Origin of the sequence: Mucilaginibacter sp., assembly GCF_041660805.1 — a bacterium.
Classification (GTDB): Bacteria; Bacteroidota; Bacteroidia; order Sphingobacteriales; family Sphingobacteriaceae; genus Mucilaginibacter.
In genome coordinates, this window is sequence record NZ_JBAZVP010000003.1 from 367,088 (window position 1) to 383,074 (window position 15,987).

11 protein-coding genes are annotated in these 15,987 nt (G+C 42.6%); 4 read left to right on the top strand and 7 right to left on the bottom strand.

Features of this window, described 5'->3' with window-relative positions; translation table 11 throughout:
* Positions 1-49: 49 nt before the first annotated feature.
* The 5 genes from WC743_RS06855 to WC743_RS06875 all read right to left on the bottom strand — a co-directional run bounded on the left by WC743_RS06855 (position 50) and on the right by WC743_RS06875 (position 9,297).
* Complete coding sequence (locus WC743_RS06855; protein ID WP_373011130.1) at positions 50-1,168, bottom strand: SusE domain-containing protein; 1,119 nt, start codon at positions 1,166-1,168, stop codon at positions 50-52.
* Positions 1,169-1,190: 22 nt separating this feature from the next.
* Entirely contained in the window at positions 1,191-2,822 is a 1,632-nt protein-coding gene (locus WC743_RS06860) for a RagB/SusD family nutrient uptake outer membrane protein (RefSeq protein WP_373011131.1), read from the bottom strand.
* Positions 2,823-2,848: 26 nt separating this feature from the next.
* On the bottom strand, positions 2,849-6,004 hold the full coding sequence (locus WC743_RS06865; protein ID WP_373011132.1) for a SusC/RagA family TonB-linked outer membrane protein: 3,156 nt from the start codon (positions 6,002-6,004) through the stop codon (positions 2,849-2,851).
* Between the two features lie 66 nt (positions 6,005-6,070).
* The gene (locus WC743_RS06870; RefSeq protein ID WP_373011133.1) at positions 6,071-7,486 is read right to left on the bottom strand and encodes a sugar porter family MFS transporter; all 1,416 of its coding nucleotides are present in this window, start codon (positions 7,484-7,486) and stop codon (positions 6,071-6,073) included.
* Between the two features lie 5 nt (positions 7,487-7,491).
* Entirely contained in the window at positions 7,492-9,297 is a 1,806-nt protein-coding gene (locus WC743_RS06875; RefSeq protein ID WP_373011134.1) for a class I mannose-6-phosphate isomerase, read from the bottom strand.
* Positions 9,298-9,565: 268 nt separating this feature from the next.
* Here WC743_RS06875 and WC743_RS06880 point away from each other — a divergent pair, with 268 nt between their 5' ends.
* The 4 genes from WC743_RS06880 (at position 9,566) to WC743_RS06895 (ending at position 14,834) form a co-directional block, all read left to right on the top strand.
* The gene (locus WC743_RS06880) at positions 9,566-10,294 is read left to right on the top strand and encodes a GntR family transcriptional regulator (protein ID WP_373011135.1); all 729 of its coding nucleotides are present in this window, start codon (positions 9,566-9,568) and stop codon (positions 10,292-10,294) included.
* 174 nt (positions 10,295-10,468) lie between these two features.
* On the top strand, positions 10,469-12,460 hold the full coding sequence (locus tag WC743_RS06885) for an HRDC domain-containing protein (protein ID WP_373011137.1): 1,992 nt from the start codon (positions 10,469-10,471) through the stop codon (positions 12,458-12,460).
* A 169-nt stretch (positions 12,461-12,629) separates the two neighbouring features.
* On the top strand, positions 12,630-13,703 hold the full coding sequence (locus WC743_RS06890) for a hypothetical protein (protein ID WP_373011138.1): 1,074 nt from the start codon (positions 12,630-12,632) through the stop codon (positions 13,701-13,703).
* A gap of 174 nt (positions 13,704-13,877) precedes the next feature.
* On the top strand, positions 13,878-14,834 hold the full coding sequence (locus tag WC743_RS06895) for a CvpA family protein (protein WP_373011139.1): 957 nt from the start codon (positions 13,878-13,880) through the stop codon (positions 14,832-14,834).
* Positions 14,835-14,892: 58 nt separating this feature from the next.
* On the opposite strand, the gene WC743_RS06900 is transcribed toward WC743_RS06895, so the two are convergent.
* Positions 14,893-15,411 carry a DinB family protein gene (locus WC743_RS06900; RefSeq protein ID WP_373011140.1) on the bottom strand — a complete coding sequence of 173 codons (519 nt, stop codon included), beginning with the start codon at positions 15,409-15,411 and terminating at the stop codon, positions 14,893-14,895.
* 107 nt (positions 15,412-15,518) lie between these two features.
* Complete coding sequence (locus tag WC743_RS06905; RefSeq protein ID WP_373011142.1) at positions 15,519-15,890, bottom strand: response regulator; 372 nt, start codon at positions 15,888-15,890, stop codon at positions 15,519-15,521.
* Between the last annotated feature and the right edge of the window lie 97 nt (positions 15,891-15,987).

Here is a 15,987-nt window from a genome sequence, read left to right on the forward strand (position 1 = left end):
AAAGCACCTGCAGTTTAAAACTGCAGGTGCATAAATTATGGGCAGTTGTTTATAAGACCGTTACCTTATGCGTGTATGCTTCCGGTGTTAACATTACATCAACCTTAACATGTTTTTTATCGGCAGATGGGTCAAATTTGTAAGTATTATTCCATTGATCATTAGTTACGGGCAACAAATAAAAATAGGAAGCCGGTTTGCCAGCGGGCGCATCGTTATTGACACTGCTGCTTCCAACATATTCAAGGCCGGCCGCGGTGTGAATAATAAATTTATAACGTTCATCACGCCCCCAATCAAATTGGAAAAATTCTACTGCAATGTTCGCAGCTTCCCATGTGCTGCCGCCAATGTAATTTAGCGTACCTATCTCTTTACCATAGGCAGACATATATAAACCTATCGATTGGATCTCGATAGATTTTGCAGTAGCCGATGTGAAATCGAAATTTAAACGATATGCTTTTTGGGCACCGCTAACGGTAACTGGTGTATTACCTTCTTTAATTATGCCGTTCTCAATGTAATACTGTTTGCCGCCACTGGTATTTTTATCAGTAAGGATATAATCGCCGGCCTTTAAAGAAGTATATATTTCAAAAACACCTTCTTCGTTCTTTTTCAATTTAACCGCCTTACTCAGGTCAGCGCCTCCTTCGGTGGCAGAACCGGTTAGGTAAAGATCAACCGGGCTTTCGGCAAATCCGGCCGGTCTGTTTAACTGTATGGTCCTTGAAACCGAAGCAATTTTGGCATTCGTACCTTTTGAGGCAATAATTGTCCATTTTAACTTACCAGTGCTTGATGCCGCTATACCTGCCATGCTGGCTATCTTGTTCAGATCTTTGTGGCTAAGTGTAATTTGTGTATCTACCCCACCCTTGTCAGATACTATTTTATACACCGGCTTACTAAAGTCGCCACCTTCTTTATCAAATGCTATTTCATACAATACCAAACCTCCGTCCGCATCCGTTGCCGCGTCCCATTTAAACAATACCGATGATGCGCTTGTAGGATCGAGCACCACGTTTGTATTATCATTCGGCGAAGCCAAATTACCTACAGCGGTTAAGTTAAGGTCTAACGGCCTTTCGTCCTTTTTGCAGGATGTTATTGAAATTATGGCCAGCAGCATTATACTACCCAGCCTGATCAGATTTTTCATATCTCTCTAATTTTTTTTGTTATTAATTGGTATATCCCGGGTTTTGGCCAAGTTTACTATTCAGGCTAACATCATGTGCGGGTATTGCCCACAGGTAATCCCTTGCAGGGTTAAACTTCCTTAACTGTGTCCTTATGTATCCATTATCGGTGCTTGGGTCTGATGAGAATTTGGCGCCATGCGCGTAGCCATTCATAACTGTTTCGGCTGTTTTCCATCTCCTGATATCGTCAGTCCTTAAACCTTCCATTGCTAATTCAACTCGTCTTTCGCGCCTGATAATGTTGGTCATATCAGCACCACCCGGATAGGTCAATGCACCCGCTTCTGTAAAGCCTGCCCTTGCACGTAATGCGCCAATGGTTTTATTCCAAACGGTTGCATCCATCTGGCCAAGGCTTTGTTTTGCTTCGGCATAATCCAGTAGGATCTCGGCATACCTGATCAAATGCAGGTTATTGCCTGATACGAAATTTGCCAGAGCGCTGGGGTCAAAATATTTTCTCCAATAATAACCGGTTGGTGATGCCGCCTGCGAACCCGCGCTGTACTCGTCAAGGCCAGGCTGAACGGGATCAGTACCAGGTTTTATGTAGATAGTTTTGGTAGAATTGTTGGCGTTTACCCAGGTATATTTGTCGTAAACAACTGTGGCGGTTAAACGTGGGTCACGGTTAGCATATGGGTTGGTTTCTGTATAGCCCGAACCTGATTCGTTTATACCTTTGCCATTCAGCATAATATAATCGTTAACCAGTTCCTGTGTTGGCGCCATGCTGCTTACCCTGCCGCCTACTGTTCTTGGTGCAAAATCCCAGAAATCCTGCCAGGTGCGTATAGTTGGCACATACTGCAAAGAAAATATGCTTTCGTTGTTTTTATTGTTAACTATCGGATCGCTAAACAATGCGCTGTAGTTGCTGGCTAATGAATAAGCGCCGTTAGCACCCTGGTCGTTCATTAATTTTTCGCAGATAGCTACTACCTCTGCCATACGGTCGCCCTGATATAGCAATACCCTGGCTTCTAAAGCTAATGCAGCGCCTTTTGTAACCCTTCCATTTTCAGATTCGGGGATCGCATCTTTTGAAGGAAGATCCGGAATAGCGGCTTCCAGTTCATCAAGTACAAATTTAACTACCGTTGCCTTTGGTGAACGCGCTACAACTTGTGCTTCTTCCGGCGTACCATCATGATCCATAATGGGCACATCGCCATACCATTTTGTTAAGTTAAAATGCTCAAATGCACGTATAAAACGGGTCTCCGCCTTTAGCCTGGCAATTGTAGCAGCAGGAAGGGTAGTATTCTGATCAACGTTTTTCAGGAATATATTACACGATTTTATGGTTGAGTAATAATAGCCCCAGTCACCCTGAAACTTGGCTGTAAGTGAAGTAGCATTACCACTTGCAATTACGTTAAGGTCGCCACTTGGCGAATAGGCATTATCAGATATTGCCTCTGCATTGAAATATAATGCGCTGTTATAAGTTAAACCGTAGTTGTTATATAAGGCACTGTATACATTCGCGTCAACCTTCCAGAAGGTAAGGTCGGAGAATCTGTCTGTTGGTGCAATATCAAGTTTCTTACACCCTGATACTGCTATTATCGCAACAGACACGATCAAAAGCTTTTTTAAAAATTTCATTTTTATATGTTTTAAATATGATCTGTTTAGAATGTTATATCAATTCCGGCTCCGTAAAAAACTGCCAGCGGGTATTGCCTGGCGCTGTTTGATGCTGAACTTGGGCTTAGGTTATTACCAAACTCAGATGTTTCCGGATCAATAAACTTCAACTTGGTTAGGGTAAGCAGGTTCTGGCCTATCAGGGATAGCCTTAATCTTTCCATGCCTATCTTTTTAGAGATATGGGATGGGAATGTGTAACCTATATTTACGTTCTTTAACCTGGCATAAGCAGCGTTATACTTATAAAGATCAGAACCGGTACGCCAGTTGTAGGTATTTGATGGAGAACCGATATTGGCCAGTATTGGATACCTTGCATCAGGGTTGGATGGTGACCAGATATCTGTTTGATGATCGTAAACGGTAGCGCCATAGCCATAGTGGAACGGCTCAACTAGTTCACCTCTCAGGAATGCATCGCGTTTGCCAACACCCTGTATAAATAATGACAGATCTAAACCTTTGTAGGCTACCCTGTAGGTAAAGCCGAAAGTATAGCGTGGAAAAGGGTTTCCTAATATGGCCTTATCTTTATCATCTATAATACCATCGTTATTCAGGTCTTTAAATTTAAGATCGCCCGGCTGAACACTGGCACCGGCCATTTTTGGAGAATTATCTATATCAGCCTGGTTCTGGAAAAACCCATTTGTTTCATAACCATAATATTGGGTTACCGGCTCACCCACCCTTCTTATTAACTGAAATACATCCTGGTTGTATACCTGTTCTTTTGTATTGCCGGTTAATTGCAATAAGGTATTTTGGTTATCGGCTATATTTACACTAAAGCTTTGCGTAACATTTTGTCCTCTTAAATTATAGGTTAACGAAGCTTCCCAGCCTTTTGCCCTAACTTTGGCCACATTATAATCAGGAGATGCAGCGCCAAATATTAGCGGGATATCCTGCCTTGGCTGTAAAATATTACTGGTTGTTTTATTAAAGTACTCAAATGTAGCGGTTAACTTGTCATTAAATAAGCCTACATCTAAACCAATGTTTAAGCTCGCTGCCCTTTCCCAGGTCAGGTCATGGTTTGATAATAAAGTACCTGCACCACCAACCGGGGTTTTATCAAACCCATAGGCACTGGCATAATTAAAGTAAGTTGTTTGATACTGATAGTTATTTACGTTCTGATTACCAACAATACCGTATGATGCCCTTAGCTTAAGCGTATTTACGGTGTTTTTAATATTCTGCATAAACGATTCTTCAGATACGATCCAGCCTGCACTTACCGAAGGGAAGAAACTTGCCCTGTTGCCCCTGGCAAATTTTGATGAAGCATCGTTACGAAACACACCTTCCAAAAGATATTTGTCTTTATAAGAGTAATTTACCCTGCCAAAAACAGAAAGCAAACTGTTTGAATTAATACCAATACTATTATTAGAGTTAACAGCATCTATTAAAGTACCTGTTGTAGGCGTACCCAATAAAGGGTCGGTTAAAGTTTTTTGCAGTGTAAAACCCCGTTGACTATAGTTTTCACTTGATACACCTAATTGTGCCTTAAAAGAATGGTCTGATATTTTTTTACTGTATTCGGCATATACCTGTGTATTTAACAGTAAAGACTTGCTGTTACCGTCTAACACAGCGCGGTCATCACCATATACACCTGCGGGTAGGTAGTTAACTTGTACCCTCCTGTAAAAGCTGCCGTTGTTTTGAACGGTACCACCAAACTGGCCGGTTAACTTCAGGTCTTTTGTGATGCTTAACTGGCCATTAAACGCGCCAAAGATCTCATCATTATCAGCCTGGTTAAACCCACCTTTTTCAAGTACCCCGTACTCATTGTATTGCGAAGCTACCGGGTTAGTTAAATAATTACCGTCTGCATCCTGCCAGCTATAGTTATGCGGTACACGGTTAGCATCTGCAAATATATTGTTGTCGCCAACACTATTGGTCTTGTTACGTGTTTTGGTATAGTTAAGAATAATGTTAGCCCTGAATTTGCCAACAACAGATGTTTGGTTTAACCTAAGGTTATATTTCTGATAGCCAAAATCTGCACCCGACCCGCCATTACCAATTAAGTTACTGCCCTGGTTTTGGTAACCGGCAGATATGTAATAGGAGCTATTCTCGCTACCACCGCTCATGCTTACGTTATGTGATTGCAGCGGCGCTTGTTTTAGCAAGTGCTCCACATCCCAGGTGCCATTACCCTGGTCTTTCAATGCCTGGATCTGGTCTGGTGTGTAGGCCGGCGGCAAACCAGAGTTAACCAGCGACTGATTTTTATAGTAAGCGTTATCCCACGCATTTACTTTATGCACAAGTACCTGCGCATCCTGCAAACCGTAGCTGCCATTATAGTTAATAGTAGGTTTTGAGTTTAGTTTACCGCTTTTGGTGGTTACTAAAATTACACCATTTGCAGCACGCGAACCGTATATAGCTGCCGAACCCGCATCTTTTAATACGGATACGCTGGCTATATCATTGGGGTTTAAAGTATTTAAGTTACCGCCAACAATACCATCAATAACTACCAAAGGTGTGTTATCACCCAATGTACCTACTCCCCTTATGTTCACGGTAACATCACTACCGGGGTCTAAAGTACTTTGTTGTATAATTAAGTTGGGAGATTCGCCTTGTAATGCCTGAAAGGTATTCAATACGGGCTTGTTCTCTATGTTTTTAGCACTGATAGTACTTACGGCACCGGTAAGATTGATCTTTTTTTGCGTGCCATAACCAACAACCACTACTTCGTCAAGTGATTTGCTATCCGTTTTTAACGTAACGTTTATTTCTGTATTACCGGCAATTGCAACGTCTTGCTTAACAAAACCCACAAATGAGAAAGTAAGCTTTCTGTTAGCATAGTTATCTGGTATTCTTAAAGAGTACCGGCCGTTAACATCGGTAACAGTGCCAATATTGGTACCTGTAATACCAACACTTACACCTGGCAAGGGATGATTGGTGTCATCTAAAACCCTGCCGCTAATGGCTATCTCAACAGCCTTTTTATTGTATGTATGGCTTGTAGCCACGGCAGTGGCATTAGCTATATTACAATTTAGAGCAGCAGCGCCAAGCAACCCGGCAACCAGCGACTTATTATAAAGCCGCTTTAGTTTTTTTAATTTGTGTAATAATTTCAATCTCATAACATTCGGTTTATTAGTTATCTTTTATTTTAGGTTTGTTTATTGTTTCAGATGCTGCACTCTTCTCTATGCTTTACTTTTATAGTTTTCTTTCCAGTAATTTTCAATATTTTCAAGTGACCGGCCTTTAGTTTCAGGAATAAGTTTCCAGGTGATCCACAAAGCTGGCGAGCAGCACAGGGCAAACAGCCAGAATGTCCACGATGACCCCAGCCCTTCCAGCATTACAGGTGTTAACTGGCCAACCAAAAAGTTGCCTATCCATAATGAAAGTGTTGCTAATGCCATAGCCTTCCCCCTTATGGCATTGGGGAATATTTCGCCAACTACCACCCAACAAACCGGGCCGAACGAAAAGGCGAAACAGGCTATAAATGCAAGGATAAAAATCAGGATCCACGGGCCCGATGTAATACCCAGCGCGAATAATGCGCCGATAATGATAAGCGATACCACCGCACCGCCAACACCCGCAAAAAGCAGGGGCTTGCGTCCCCATTTATCAATTGTGAAGATGGCCACAAAGGTGAACACTACGTTTACCAAACCAATGGTAACCTGCCCGCCCAGGGCGTTATTTAGTGTAAAGCCAGCCTGTTCCAGTATCCTGGGGCCATAATATATTACCGCGTTTATACCGCATACCTGAGATAGGAAGGGTAACAACAAGCCTATCCATAACGCTTTGCGGTAAACAGGTTTAAATAATTCTTTAATAGAGGTATCGTCTTTGTCATCCTGCGCCTTAAAAGCTTTAATTTCCTGTGCAGCGGCTTCGCTGCCATCTATCTTTATCAGAATCGCTTCTGCTTGTGGTTCCCGCCCTTTTAATAGCAGCCATCTTGGCGATTCGGGTACTAAAAACAAGCTCACTAAAAAAATAACGGCAGGTACAGCACCAAGGCCCAGCATTGCCCGCCAAACTTCGGCAGAGAAAATGGTGTGCATACTTCCGTTTCCATAACTATTACCGGCGTGGTTAGCCAAATAAGCGTTTGAAAAATAAGCCAGTACAATTCCAATGGTTAATGCCAACTGATAAAGTGATACCATCATACCGCGGTAGCGCGATGGCGAAAACTCGGAGATATATAAGGGCGATACCATTGACGCTACGCCAATACCCAGGCCGCCTATTAAACGGAAAATAATTAATACGGCAAACGAGCTTGAAAGCATACAGCCCAGCGCCGATGCCAGGAACAACACTGCCGAAAGTATCAGTACGATCTTACGGCCATATTTATCACTGAGCTTGCCTGAAAAGCCTACGCCAATAATGCAGCCCAGTAAGGCGCAGCTAACAAACCAGCCTTCGCTAACCGCGCTCAGGCCAAAATCATTCTTCACCAGGCTTACCGTACCAGAGATCACGGCTGTATCAAACCCGAATAAAAAACCGCCAAGCGCAGCTACCAGGCACACCAGGTACAGGTAGGTACTGCTCTTCTTTACTTCAATAGGATTTATTGTATCTATCATTTCCATTATTTTAAAAATGCTTTAATCACTTTTGCACGGCCTTTACCCAAATTGGTTAAGGTGTATGAACCCGCTGCTGCCGGTACTGCAAACGTTTCTGAATAGGCAAATTCTTGTTTGGTGCCATCGGCGGTTTCCAGCAGTACAGCCTGCCCTTCAACCAGCATCATTACATGGCATACGTTGTTGGTTTCTACTGTGGTTTTATTGTCAAACTCTATGCGGTGCACATCATAAAAATGTTCTGCATGGGTTGGCATGTGTATCAGCTGGTAACCTTCGGTTTGTTCAATTACCGCAGGCTTTGAGATCAGTTCACGGTAAACCTGTTTGCCTTTGCGGTTAAAATCAAGATTATTAAAGGCGTGGTCTATATTTATAGGGCGGGGGTTGCCGTCAAGGTCAAGGCGCACCCAATCGTATAGCTTAAAGGTGAAAATGTAAGGGGTCGCGCTTATTTCCAGTACCATGTTACCCGCACCGGCACTGTGTACAGTACCGTTAGGGATAAGGAACAGATCGTGTTTTTTGGCTGGGTGTGATTGCACATATTTTTCTATCTCTATTTCGGCATTTGTTTCCTGGCTATCCTCCAGCACGTTTTTGAACTCGGACGGGTCTATGCTTTCCTGAAAGCCAAGGTAAACGCGGGCATTATCTTCGCAGTCTAAAATGTAATAGGTTTCATCCTGGGTTATGTTCTCACCAAAGTTCTCCTGTATGTATTTAACCGTTGGATGGCACTGGATAGAAAGATTGCCCCCATTGAATGTATCCAGAAAATCGAAACGGATAGGGAACTCATCGCCAAAGCGTTTGGCATGTTTACCCAATATGTTTTTATTATTACTGAACATTAAGGTATCGAATGACACCTCCAACAAATTGCCATCGCTTTCAAACACTAAACCATTCTCAGGAACGATCATTTCAAACGACCAGGCGTAATTAACCACATCCTTATTAATGTTATTAATATGCTTTTTGATCCATTGCCCACCCCATGTACCCGGTTCAAACCAGGGGCGTACACGAAAAACCGATTTACTGATCTTATTAAGGCCCTCAGCCAGATCCGCTTTATGCATCCAGTTAATAGTTTCCGGCCATTGACCGTCTGCTACAACAGCTATACGATCAAGGATCGCTTTCTTATGGTTGTTCAGTATTACCCAATCCACAAAATAAAAACGCTTGTACATCTGAAAGGGCTCGTTCACCTGTGCAGCACCTAAATTGGTAATACTGCCGGCACGCATCCTAAACTGCAATTCGTTCTTCGGCAGATCGATATATATAACCGGAACATCCCAACCTGATAAAACCGCGCCGGTACCTATTATAATATTGATATCACTGTCGTCAGCGGTTTGTTTAGTAAGGCTTGCATCGTAAAAGTCACTTAATGATAATGTAGTTTTAGTGCCCCAAACAGATTCGAATTTGCCTAAAAATGGCTCAACCAGCTTTTCAATTTCATCAGCAGGCTTTAAAAATGTTTCTGTTCGTATCCAGTTCACTTTCAGTCCGGCTTCCGTAAAATAATCCTGCAGCCCTGCCCGGATATTATTCCAAAATAAGCCGTCATACCCATCAATCAGGACGGTCTTTTGCTGTACAATGTATTGGGCAAGCGAATTAAAGCCGTTAAATATTTTTCCTGAACCTAATGCACATGCAGGATAAACATTGTAGCCGCCATTGGCATTAAAGGTATCATCCAGCTTGGCCGGCATTAAAAATTGTGTGGTTTTCCGCATTTCAGCGGCAACACTTTCTATTTGCTTGTGATCTTTAGTGTCAATATTCATGTAGTAATGTATGTATATATTAATTTTCCAATAAAAAGGCCATCAAAGAGGCATTATTAGATTTTCTGGAAGTAAGATTTATAATTGGTTTATAATTATAATGTACAAACATATGAACAAATTTAACAATGCCAAATAAATTAAAAAATAAATTTGTTAGTGTAAAAACCACACTATTTGATACATAGAGCCTATTTTACAAATATCATATGTATGTACAGTTGTACTTATGAATGAAATTTTATTATCATTGTATATATTACATTGCATGAAATATTCTATTGATCATAAAAGTCCTGTTCCGCTGCATATACAAGCCGAAGAGCTTTTAAGAAAGATGATAGCCGAAGAGGAGTATCAAAACGGAAAGCTGTTACCAAATGAGGTGGAATTGGCCAAAGTGCTGGCCATATCACGCACTACATTACGCCAGGCAATAAACAAATTGGTGTATGAAGGCTTACTGATCCGTAAAAAACGCACCGGCACAAAAGTTAACCATGCAATAGTAAGCTCCAAATCAAATAACTGGCTTAGCTTTTCGCAGGAAATGAAACTGCGGGGTATTACCATCAAAAACTTTGAACTGCATATTACCTGGGTTTATCCGGATGAGATCCTGGCTAATTTCTTCGAGATAAAAAAAGATAGAAAAGTATTGAAGATGGAAAGGGTGCGCGGCACGTCTGACGACCCTTTTGTTTACTTTATTTCCTATTTTCATCCCCGTATTGGGCTTACCGGTGATGAGGATTTTAAAAATCCTCTTTACGAAATGCTGGAAATGCAATACTCTACCGTGGCTACCCTTTCAAAAGAAGAGATAAGCGCCCATGCAGCTGATAGTATTATTGCCAGTAAATTAAGGATAGCAAACGGCAGCCCGGTACTGTTTCGTAAGCGGTTTGTATTTGACCAGGGCGAACGCCCGATTGAATATAACCTGGGTTACTATAAAGCAGATAGTTTTGTATACACTGTAGAAAGCAGACGCTAACATGGCGATTGTCCCTGTTTCTCTAACACGGGTAATATGGGTATTCTGCTGTGATTAAGTACTGAAACCACCCCTTTCGCTCGGGCGGCGAAACCACCACCGCAATTTCTGACAGCCAGGAGATTTTCCACAAAAGCCGGAATTTTGTATGATCCTCGTAATATTGCAAATAAGATGGCAGAGATGAACCCCGCGATGCAGCTGGCTTATGATTATTTAGAAAGTACGAACACTGTGGTTTTTCTTACCGGCAAAGCGGGTACGGGTAAAACTACTTTTTTGCAAAATCTGCGGCATGTTTCTCAAAAAAGGCTGGCTGTTGTGGCACCCACAGGTGTAGCAGCAATAAATGCGGGTGGCATGACCATCCACTCCTTTTTCCAGCTTTCTTTCGCACCGGTCATTCCTTCAGGCACCGGCCGGCCAGAAATTCATTACAGCGACGAGAAAAAAAATTTGCTGGCCCACCTGGAACTGCTGGTCATCGATGAAGTAAGTATGGTGAGGCCGGATGTGTTGGATCAGATCGATCTCATTCTGCGGAATGTAAAAGGCTCACAATATCCTTTTGGCGGTGTCCAACTATTGTTAATCGGCGACTTGTCACAATTAAGCCCAATTATTAGGGATGATGAATGGAGCATACTCAGGCCTTATTATACCACGCCATATTTTTTCAGCAGCCAGGTCATGCAAAAAGCGCCTTATGTGCGTATTGAGCTGGATCATGTATTCCGCCAAAAAGAACAGGCATTTGTTGATATCCTGAATGAGGTGCGTAATCAAACCATCAGCGCGGCCGGTCTGGAGGTGTTAAATGCAAGGTATCAGCCGGATTTCCGGCCCACAGTTGAAGAACCCTATATCACGCTGACCACCCATAATAGTATAGCCCAGCAAATCAATAACGAATACCTGGAGGCATTGCCGGGACAGGATTATGAATTTACAGCCAGTGTTCGGGGCGATTTCCCGAAAGATGCTTATCCAACAGATATCAGCCTAAAGCTTAAAATTGGCGCGCAGGTAATGTTTGTTAAGAATGATAGTTCGGCCGAAAAATTATACTACAATGGAAAGATAGGAACCGTAAGCCACATTACAGAAAATACGGTTTTTGTAAGATGCGGCCGGGACGATAAAGAAATCGCGGTTGAAGCATTGGAGTGGACCAATATTAAATACCAGTTGGAAGGTGAAGCCATTAATGAAACCAATTCCGGCAGTTTTGCACAGATCCCTTTAAAACTTGCCTGGTCAATTACCATACATAAAAGCCAGGGATTAAGTTTTGATAAAGCAATCATTGATGTGTCTGAATCCTTTGCTCATGGCCAGGCTTATGTAGCCTTAAGCCGCTGCCGCAGCTTATCAGGTATGGTTTTGCGTAACCCGATAGCCGCGCATAACATAATTGGCGACCCGGCGGTTACCCGCTTTAATGAACAGGCCAGGGTATTGCAGCCAGATAGGGAACGACTGGAGCATGATAAAGAACTATACAGGCAATTCTTGCTGGGAGAGTTATTCAATTTCGGGCCGCTGCAAACCAGGCTCCAGGGCTTTGAAACCCTCCTGCCCGATCTGGAAAAGAATATCATAAGTGTAGCTGAAAAATTCACCCGGCAATTAAAAGCAGCGCGTAGCCAGCAAGCGGCCGGTTATTTCCTTGATAAGCTCCGCATAACTGTTGAAGACTTGCACAGGCAATTACCCAGCATCATCGGTCAATCAAAGACCGCTGCCGCCAAAGCTGATCAGCTCATTATCTGGCTCATGAACCGCATTCATCTGATGGAATATTTTGCACTCCATCCTTTTACTACAACTGCTTATTTAGAACTGATAAAGAATAAAATAGGCGCTCATGACCAATCTTACCTGAAAGCATTGAATGCTAAGCCGAATGAAAAACTATATGAGCAAATGATTAGCTGGCGCGAACAGGCTTCCTTGAAACAGAATGTTATGCCCAACATGATCTTCACAGAGAAAACGCTGGCCTCAATCGCAGAAAAATTGCCGCCGACGCTTAAAGCATTGGGGAGTATCAAAGGCGTTGGGGTGCATAAAGCGACACAGTACGGCCCTGAACTTATTACCATGATACGCACCTACCTGCAGGAATTACAAGGGCCGGCAACCGAACAGGCGAGTTTATTTTAGCTTAACACATCTTAACCGGCAATACAAGGGCCCGAATGGTCATTAGAAAACTGGCATCAGGAATTGGCGCAGGCATAACCCTCAAACAAGGCTGCAATTGTTCTAAAAACGTGTAGCTGCCTGATTATATGCATTCGTAATTTTGCTTGAAAACCCAAAATTACCTCTTATGAAAAAGCACTTTTACATCTTTGTAACTGTATGCGCTATGCTAACGGTTGCCGCCTGTAAAAAGACTGAACAACCAGTAATGAACAGTCAGTTAAACGCCGACCAAACGACATTAGCAACCACTACTTACCAGCCGTTAACAGTGATCACTATAGCGGGCCAGGCCTTTCAACAAGCTAACGTTGACGGGCCTGGCAACCAGGCCAGATTTTATTCGCCCCATGATATTAGTATAGCAGAAGACGGGAGCTTATACGTTACCGACAGGATCAATAATAGTATTCGTAAGATAAATACAAGTAATGTAGTATCTACCGTTACCATTCCCCCCAACACCGATGGCGAAACGCTTCAATTTCCAGAGGGAATTTTCATTGCAAAAGATGGAACCATGACCGTATTGCAGGAAGTGCAATATTTAGATAAAACACCACATCCATTTTGGATAATTAAGCCCGACGGACAGGTTATTACTCCGGCCACCAGAACAGATAACTACTGGGACTATAAATATCTTAGTATTGCTTTTGACCCATACAGCAATTATCTTAAAACTTGTGGCGCGCGCCGTGTAGTGCAACACTCAAGCCAGTATACGCCGTTTATGGAAGATCTTGAAATAAGGAATGGTGTGATAGGCGCAAACAGATATGTTCCGCCGGTTGATTCATTTGCAATGGAAAATCGTGGAACTTCTACCTTTGCTAATATGTATTGCGCGTATAATGGTGTAAAATACTTTGTGGTTCAAAACCGGTATATCTTTAAACTTACCCCAAGTGGTGTATTTACACGCATTTATCGTGACCTTGACCTAAATAGCGTATCAAGCATGGTTGCAACAAAAGACAGCCGAACAATTTACATTGTTAACCGCGGCAGAATAGAAGCTATTTCAAACGGGAAAAAGCAATTTCTGGTTGGGCCAAATATTGACTTTTCCGGATCTGGGGACGGCGTAGGCTCGCAAGCTAACGTGCAGGCATTTAAACTCGCGCTATCAAAAGATGAAAGGACCATATATTTTACGGACGCCGCGAGGTCTACCGTAAGAAAACTTATCTTAAAGTGAAGTGTGCTTACTGATAAGCAATAATGATATATTAAGCAAGTTGTTGGTTACATATAAACATATATAGGCACCGCTACTGTACTTTGTAAAAAAGAGAAAAAGATATATTTACAAAAATGTTCTTTCGTTATCTGAAATTGAACAGTGTAAATTTGGTTTTAGCATTCTCTTTATATGAATTACATCGATCTGCTTTTGATCGTGGTTATGCTGCTATGCATCTGGGAAAATTACAGCCAGGGGTTTATACTATCCGCTCTTGGCCTGCTATCCTGGACAGGCAGCCTGATCATGGGGTTTAACACCTATACTTTTATCAGCAAGCTGATGCTAAGGTTTTTTCCGGCAACAGGCATCTGGGCAACGCCGCTTTCCTTTATCCTGGCTGTCATCATATCTAAATTACTCTTTGATCTGATCATCAATGTTATCTTATATAAAACTCCCGGTCATGCACATAAACTGGTGATCAACAAAGTTTTTGGAATAATACCCGGAATCATCAACGGATTGATCTGGACAGCTTTATTATCGGGGTTATTGCTGTTGATGCCATTCAATAACAGCATATCAAAACAAACCAGGAGCAGTAAACTGGCAGACCGGCTTTCGGATAAGGTTAGCTGGCTGGATGCTAAGTTGTCGCCTGTTTTTAGTGAGGCATTGAGCCATGTGATCCCGGCGAACAGCGTAGAGGTAAGTAAGGAAAAACCTGTAGACCTGCCGTTCAGCGTTAAAAACCCAAGAGTAAGGCCTGATGTAGAGGCAGCAATGCTGGTGCTGGTTAACAGGGAAAGGGTTCAAAGAGGCTTAAAATTGCTGAAAGCGGATCCTGAACTGACGATAGTAGCACGAAAACACTCCGTGGATATGTTTGCCAGAGGATATTTTTCTCATTACACGCCCGAAGGGATCAATCCGTTCGGCAGAATGAGGGCAGACGGCATCCAATTTTTAACCGCCGGAGAAAATCTGGCGCTGGCCCAAACGCTGGCTATCGCCCATAAAGGCTTAATGAACTCACCGGGGCACCGCTCAAATATTCTCAATCCAACCTTTGGCAGGTTAGGTATCGGTATTGAAGATGGCGGTATCTACGGGTTGATGATCACCCAGAACTTCAGGAACTGATATTTTACAAACCTGGTTTGTTGATAGCTACACTCCTTTGCAAGATGGGAATATCCCGTTAGCTATGACTAGTCGGTGTAAAACTCTTATCATCCGCCGAAGGCCCGTAAATAGATGGCACCGCAATATCATTCAGCCGCATATAAACCGTTAGCTGTCCGCGGTGATGCACCAGATGGTTAATAGTTGATTCCACCTGTTCTTTTTTAGGCGATTTGAACAATTCCTGCCCGTTGGCTTTGAGATAAAACATTTCTGCCAGTTCCCCTTCCTTCACATTTAACAGCGCTTCCTTAGCTTCGGTCACGTTATTTTTAAAATGATCTACCAGGTCCTGTGTGGTCTGCGCTTTCAGATGCTGGAAAGTGGCAAAGTCAATTTCTGATTGCCTGATGATATAGGTGACCCATAGCGGAATTTCGGCCACGAGGAGGGCCAGATAACCTAATTCCATAGATTTTTCATGCGGTTTCCAGCTAAACAGTTCTGGTGGTATGCGTTCCAGGCATTTAATACTGGCCGGCGATTCGGCCTCTAATTCTTTTGCAAATTCCTGTGCAAACAACGTATCATTCATAGGTTTCAATTTAAGTGATGTTAATAAATCAAAAACAATTAAACTACAAAGCGACCAGTAAGCAAGCGGCGGAAATAAAAAACAGAAACATTAACCGGCTAACCGGCTCACGTCATTTTTCTTCGTTTGGGCAAATATCTTTTGATCACCTGATAAAACGCGTTCAAATCAAATGGCTTTTTAACATAATCATCAAAGCCATACCTGTCGTATTCCTGGTCAATAGGGTTATCACAACCGAAAGCGATCAACGGCAAACGCGGGAAATGCGCCTTGATCCAATGAGAAATTTGTTTACCTGAATAATTGCTGAACCGGCGATCTAATAAAACCAGTTTTGGGCGATGCCGCCGGATCATTTCCAGGATATTTTCTTTATAATCGGTTAGGCTGTAAACCCGGAAGCCTTCCATTTCTAAAGCAGCGGTAAGCCGTTTTAAAATGGCAGCATCCGGCTCTTGTATCATGATCGTTTCCATAAACGTTATTTAGGAATAAACAGTAGAAACAGCGGTAGAAATAGCATTGGTGTATATTGATAACGCAGCATTTTGCCGGGTTAGTATACGGTTTGCA

What these genes read in the sequence shown, in the direction of transcription:
- WC743_RS06865 (WP_373011132.1), bottom strand. Translation starts at nt 6,004, where the DNA reads ATGAGATTGAAATTATTACACAAATTAAAAAAACTAAAGCGGCTTTAT.
- WC743_RS06885 (WP_373011137.1), top strand. Translation starts at nt 10,469, where the DNA reads ATGGCAGAGATGAACCCCGCGATGCAGCTGGCTTATGATTATTTAGAA.
- WC743_RS06870 (WP_373011133.1), bottom strand. Translation starts at nt 7,486, where the DNA reads ATGATAGATACAATAAATCCTATTGAAGTAAAGAAGAGCAGTACCTAC.
- WC743_RS06855 (WP_373011130.1), bottom strand. Translation starts at nt 1,168, where the DNA reads ATGAAAAATCTGATCAGGCTGGGTAGTATAATGCTGCTGGCCATAATT.
- WC743_RS06895 (WP_373011139.1), top strand. Translation starts at nt 13,878, where the DNA reads ATGAATTACATCGATCTGCTTTTGATCGTGGTTATGCTGCTATGCATC.
- WC743_RS06890 (WP_373011138.1), top strand. Translation starts at nt 12,630, where the DNA reads ATGAAAAAGCACTTTTACATCTTTGTAACTGTATGCGCTATGCTAACG.
- WC743_RS06860 (WP_373011131.1), bottom strand. Translation starts at nt 2,822, where the DNA reads ATGAAATTTTTAAAAAAGCTTTTGATCGTGTCTGTTGCGATAATAGCA.
- WC743_RS06880 (WP_373011135.1), top strand. Translation starts at nt 9,566, where the DNA reads ATGAAATATTCTATTGATCATAAAAGTCCTGTTCCGCTGCATATACAA.
- WC743_RS06875 (WP_373011134.1), bottom strand. Translation starts at nt 9,297, where the DNA reads ATGAATATTGACACTAAAGATCACAAGCAAATAGAAAGTGTTGCCGCT.
- WC743_RS06905 (WP_373011142.1), bottom strand. Translation starts at nt 15,890, where the DNA reads ATGGAAACGATCATGATACAAGAGCCGGATGCTGCCATTTTAAAACGG.
- WC743_RS06900 (WP_373011140.1), bottom strand. Translation starts at nt 15,411, where the DNA reads ATGAATGATACGTTGTTTGCACAGGAATTTGCAAAAGAATTAGAGGCC.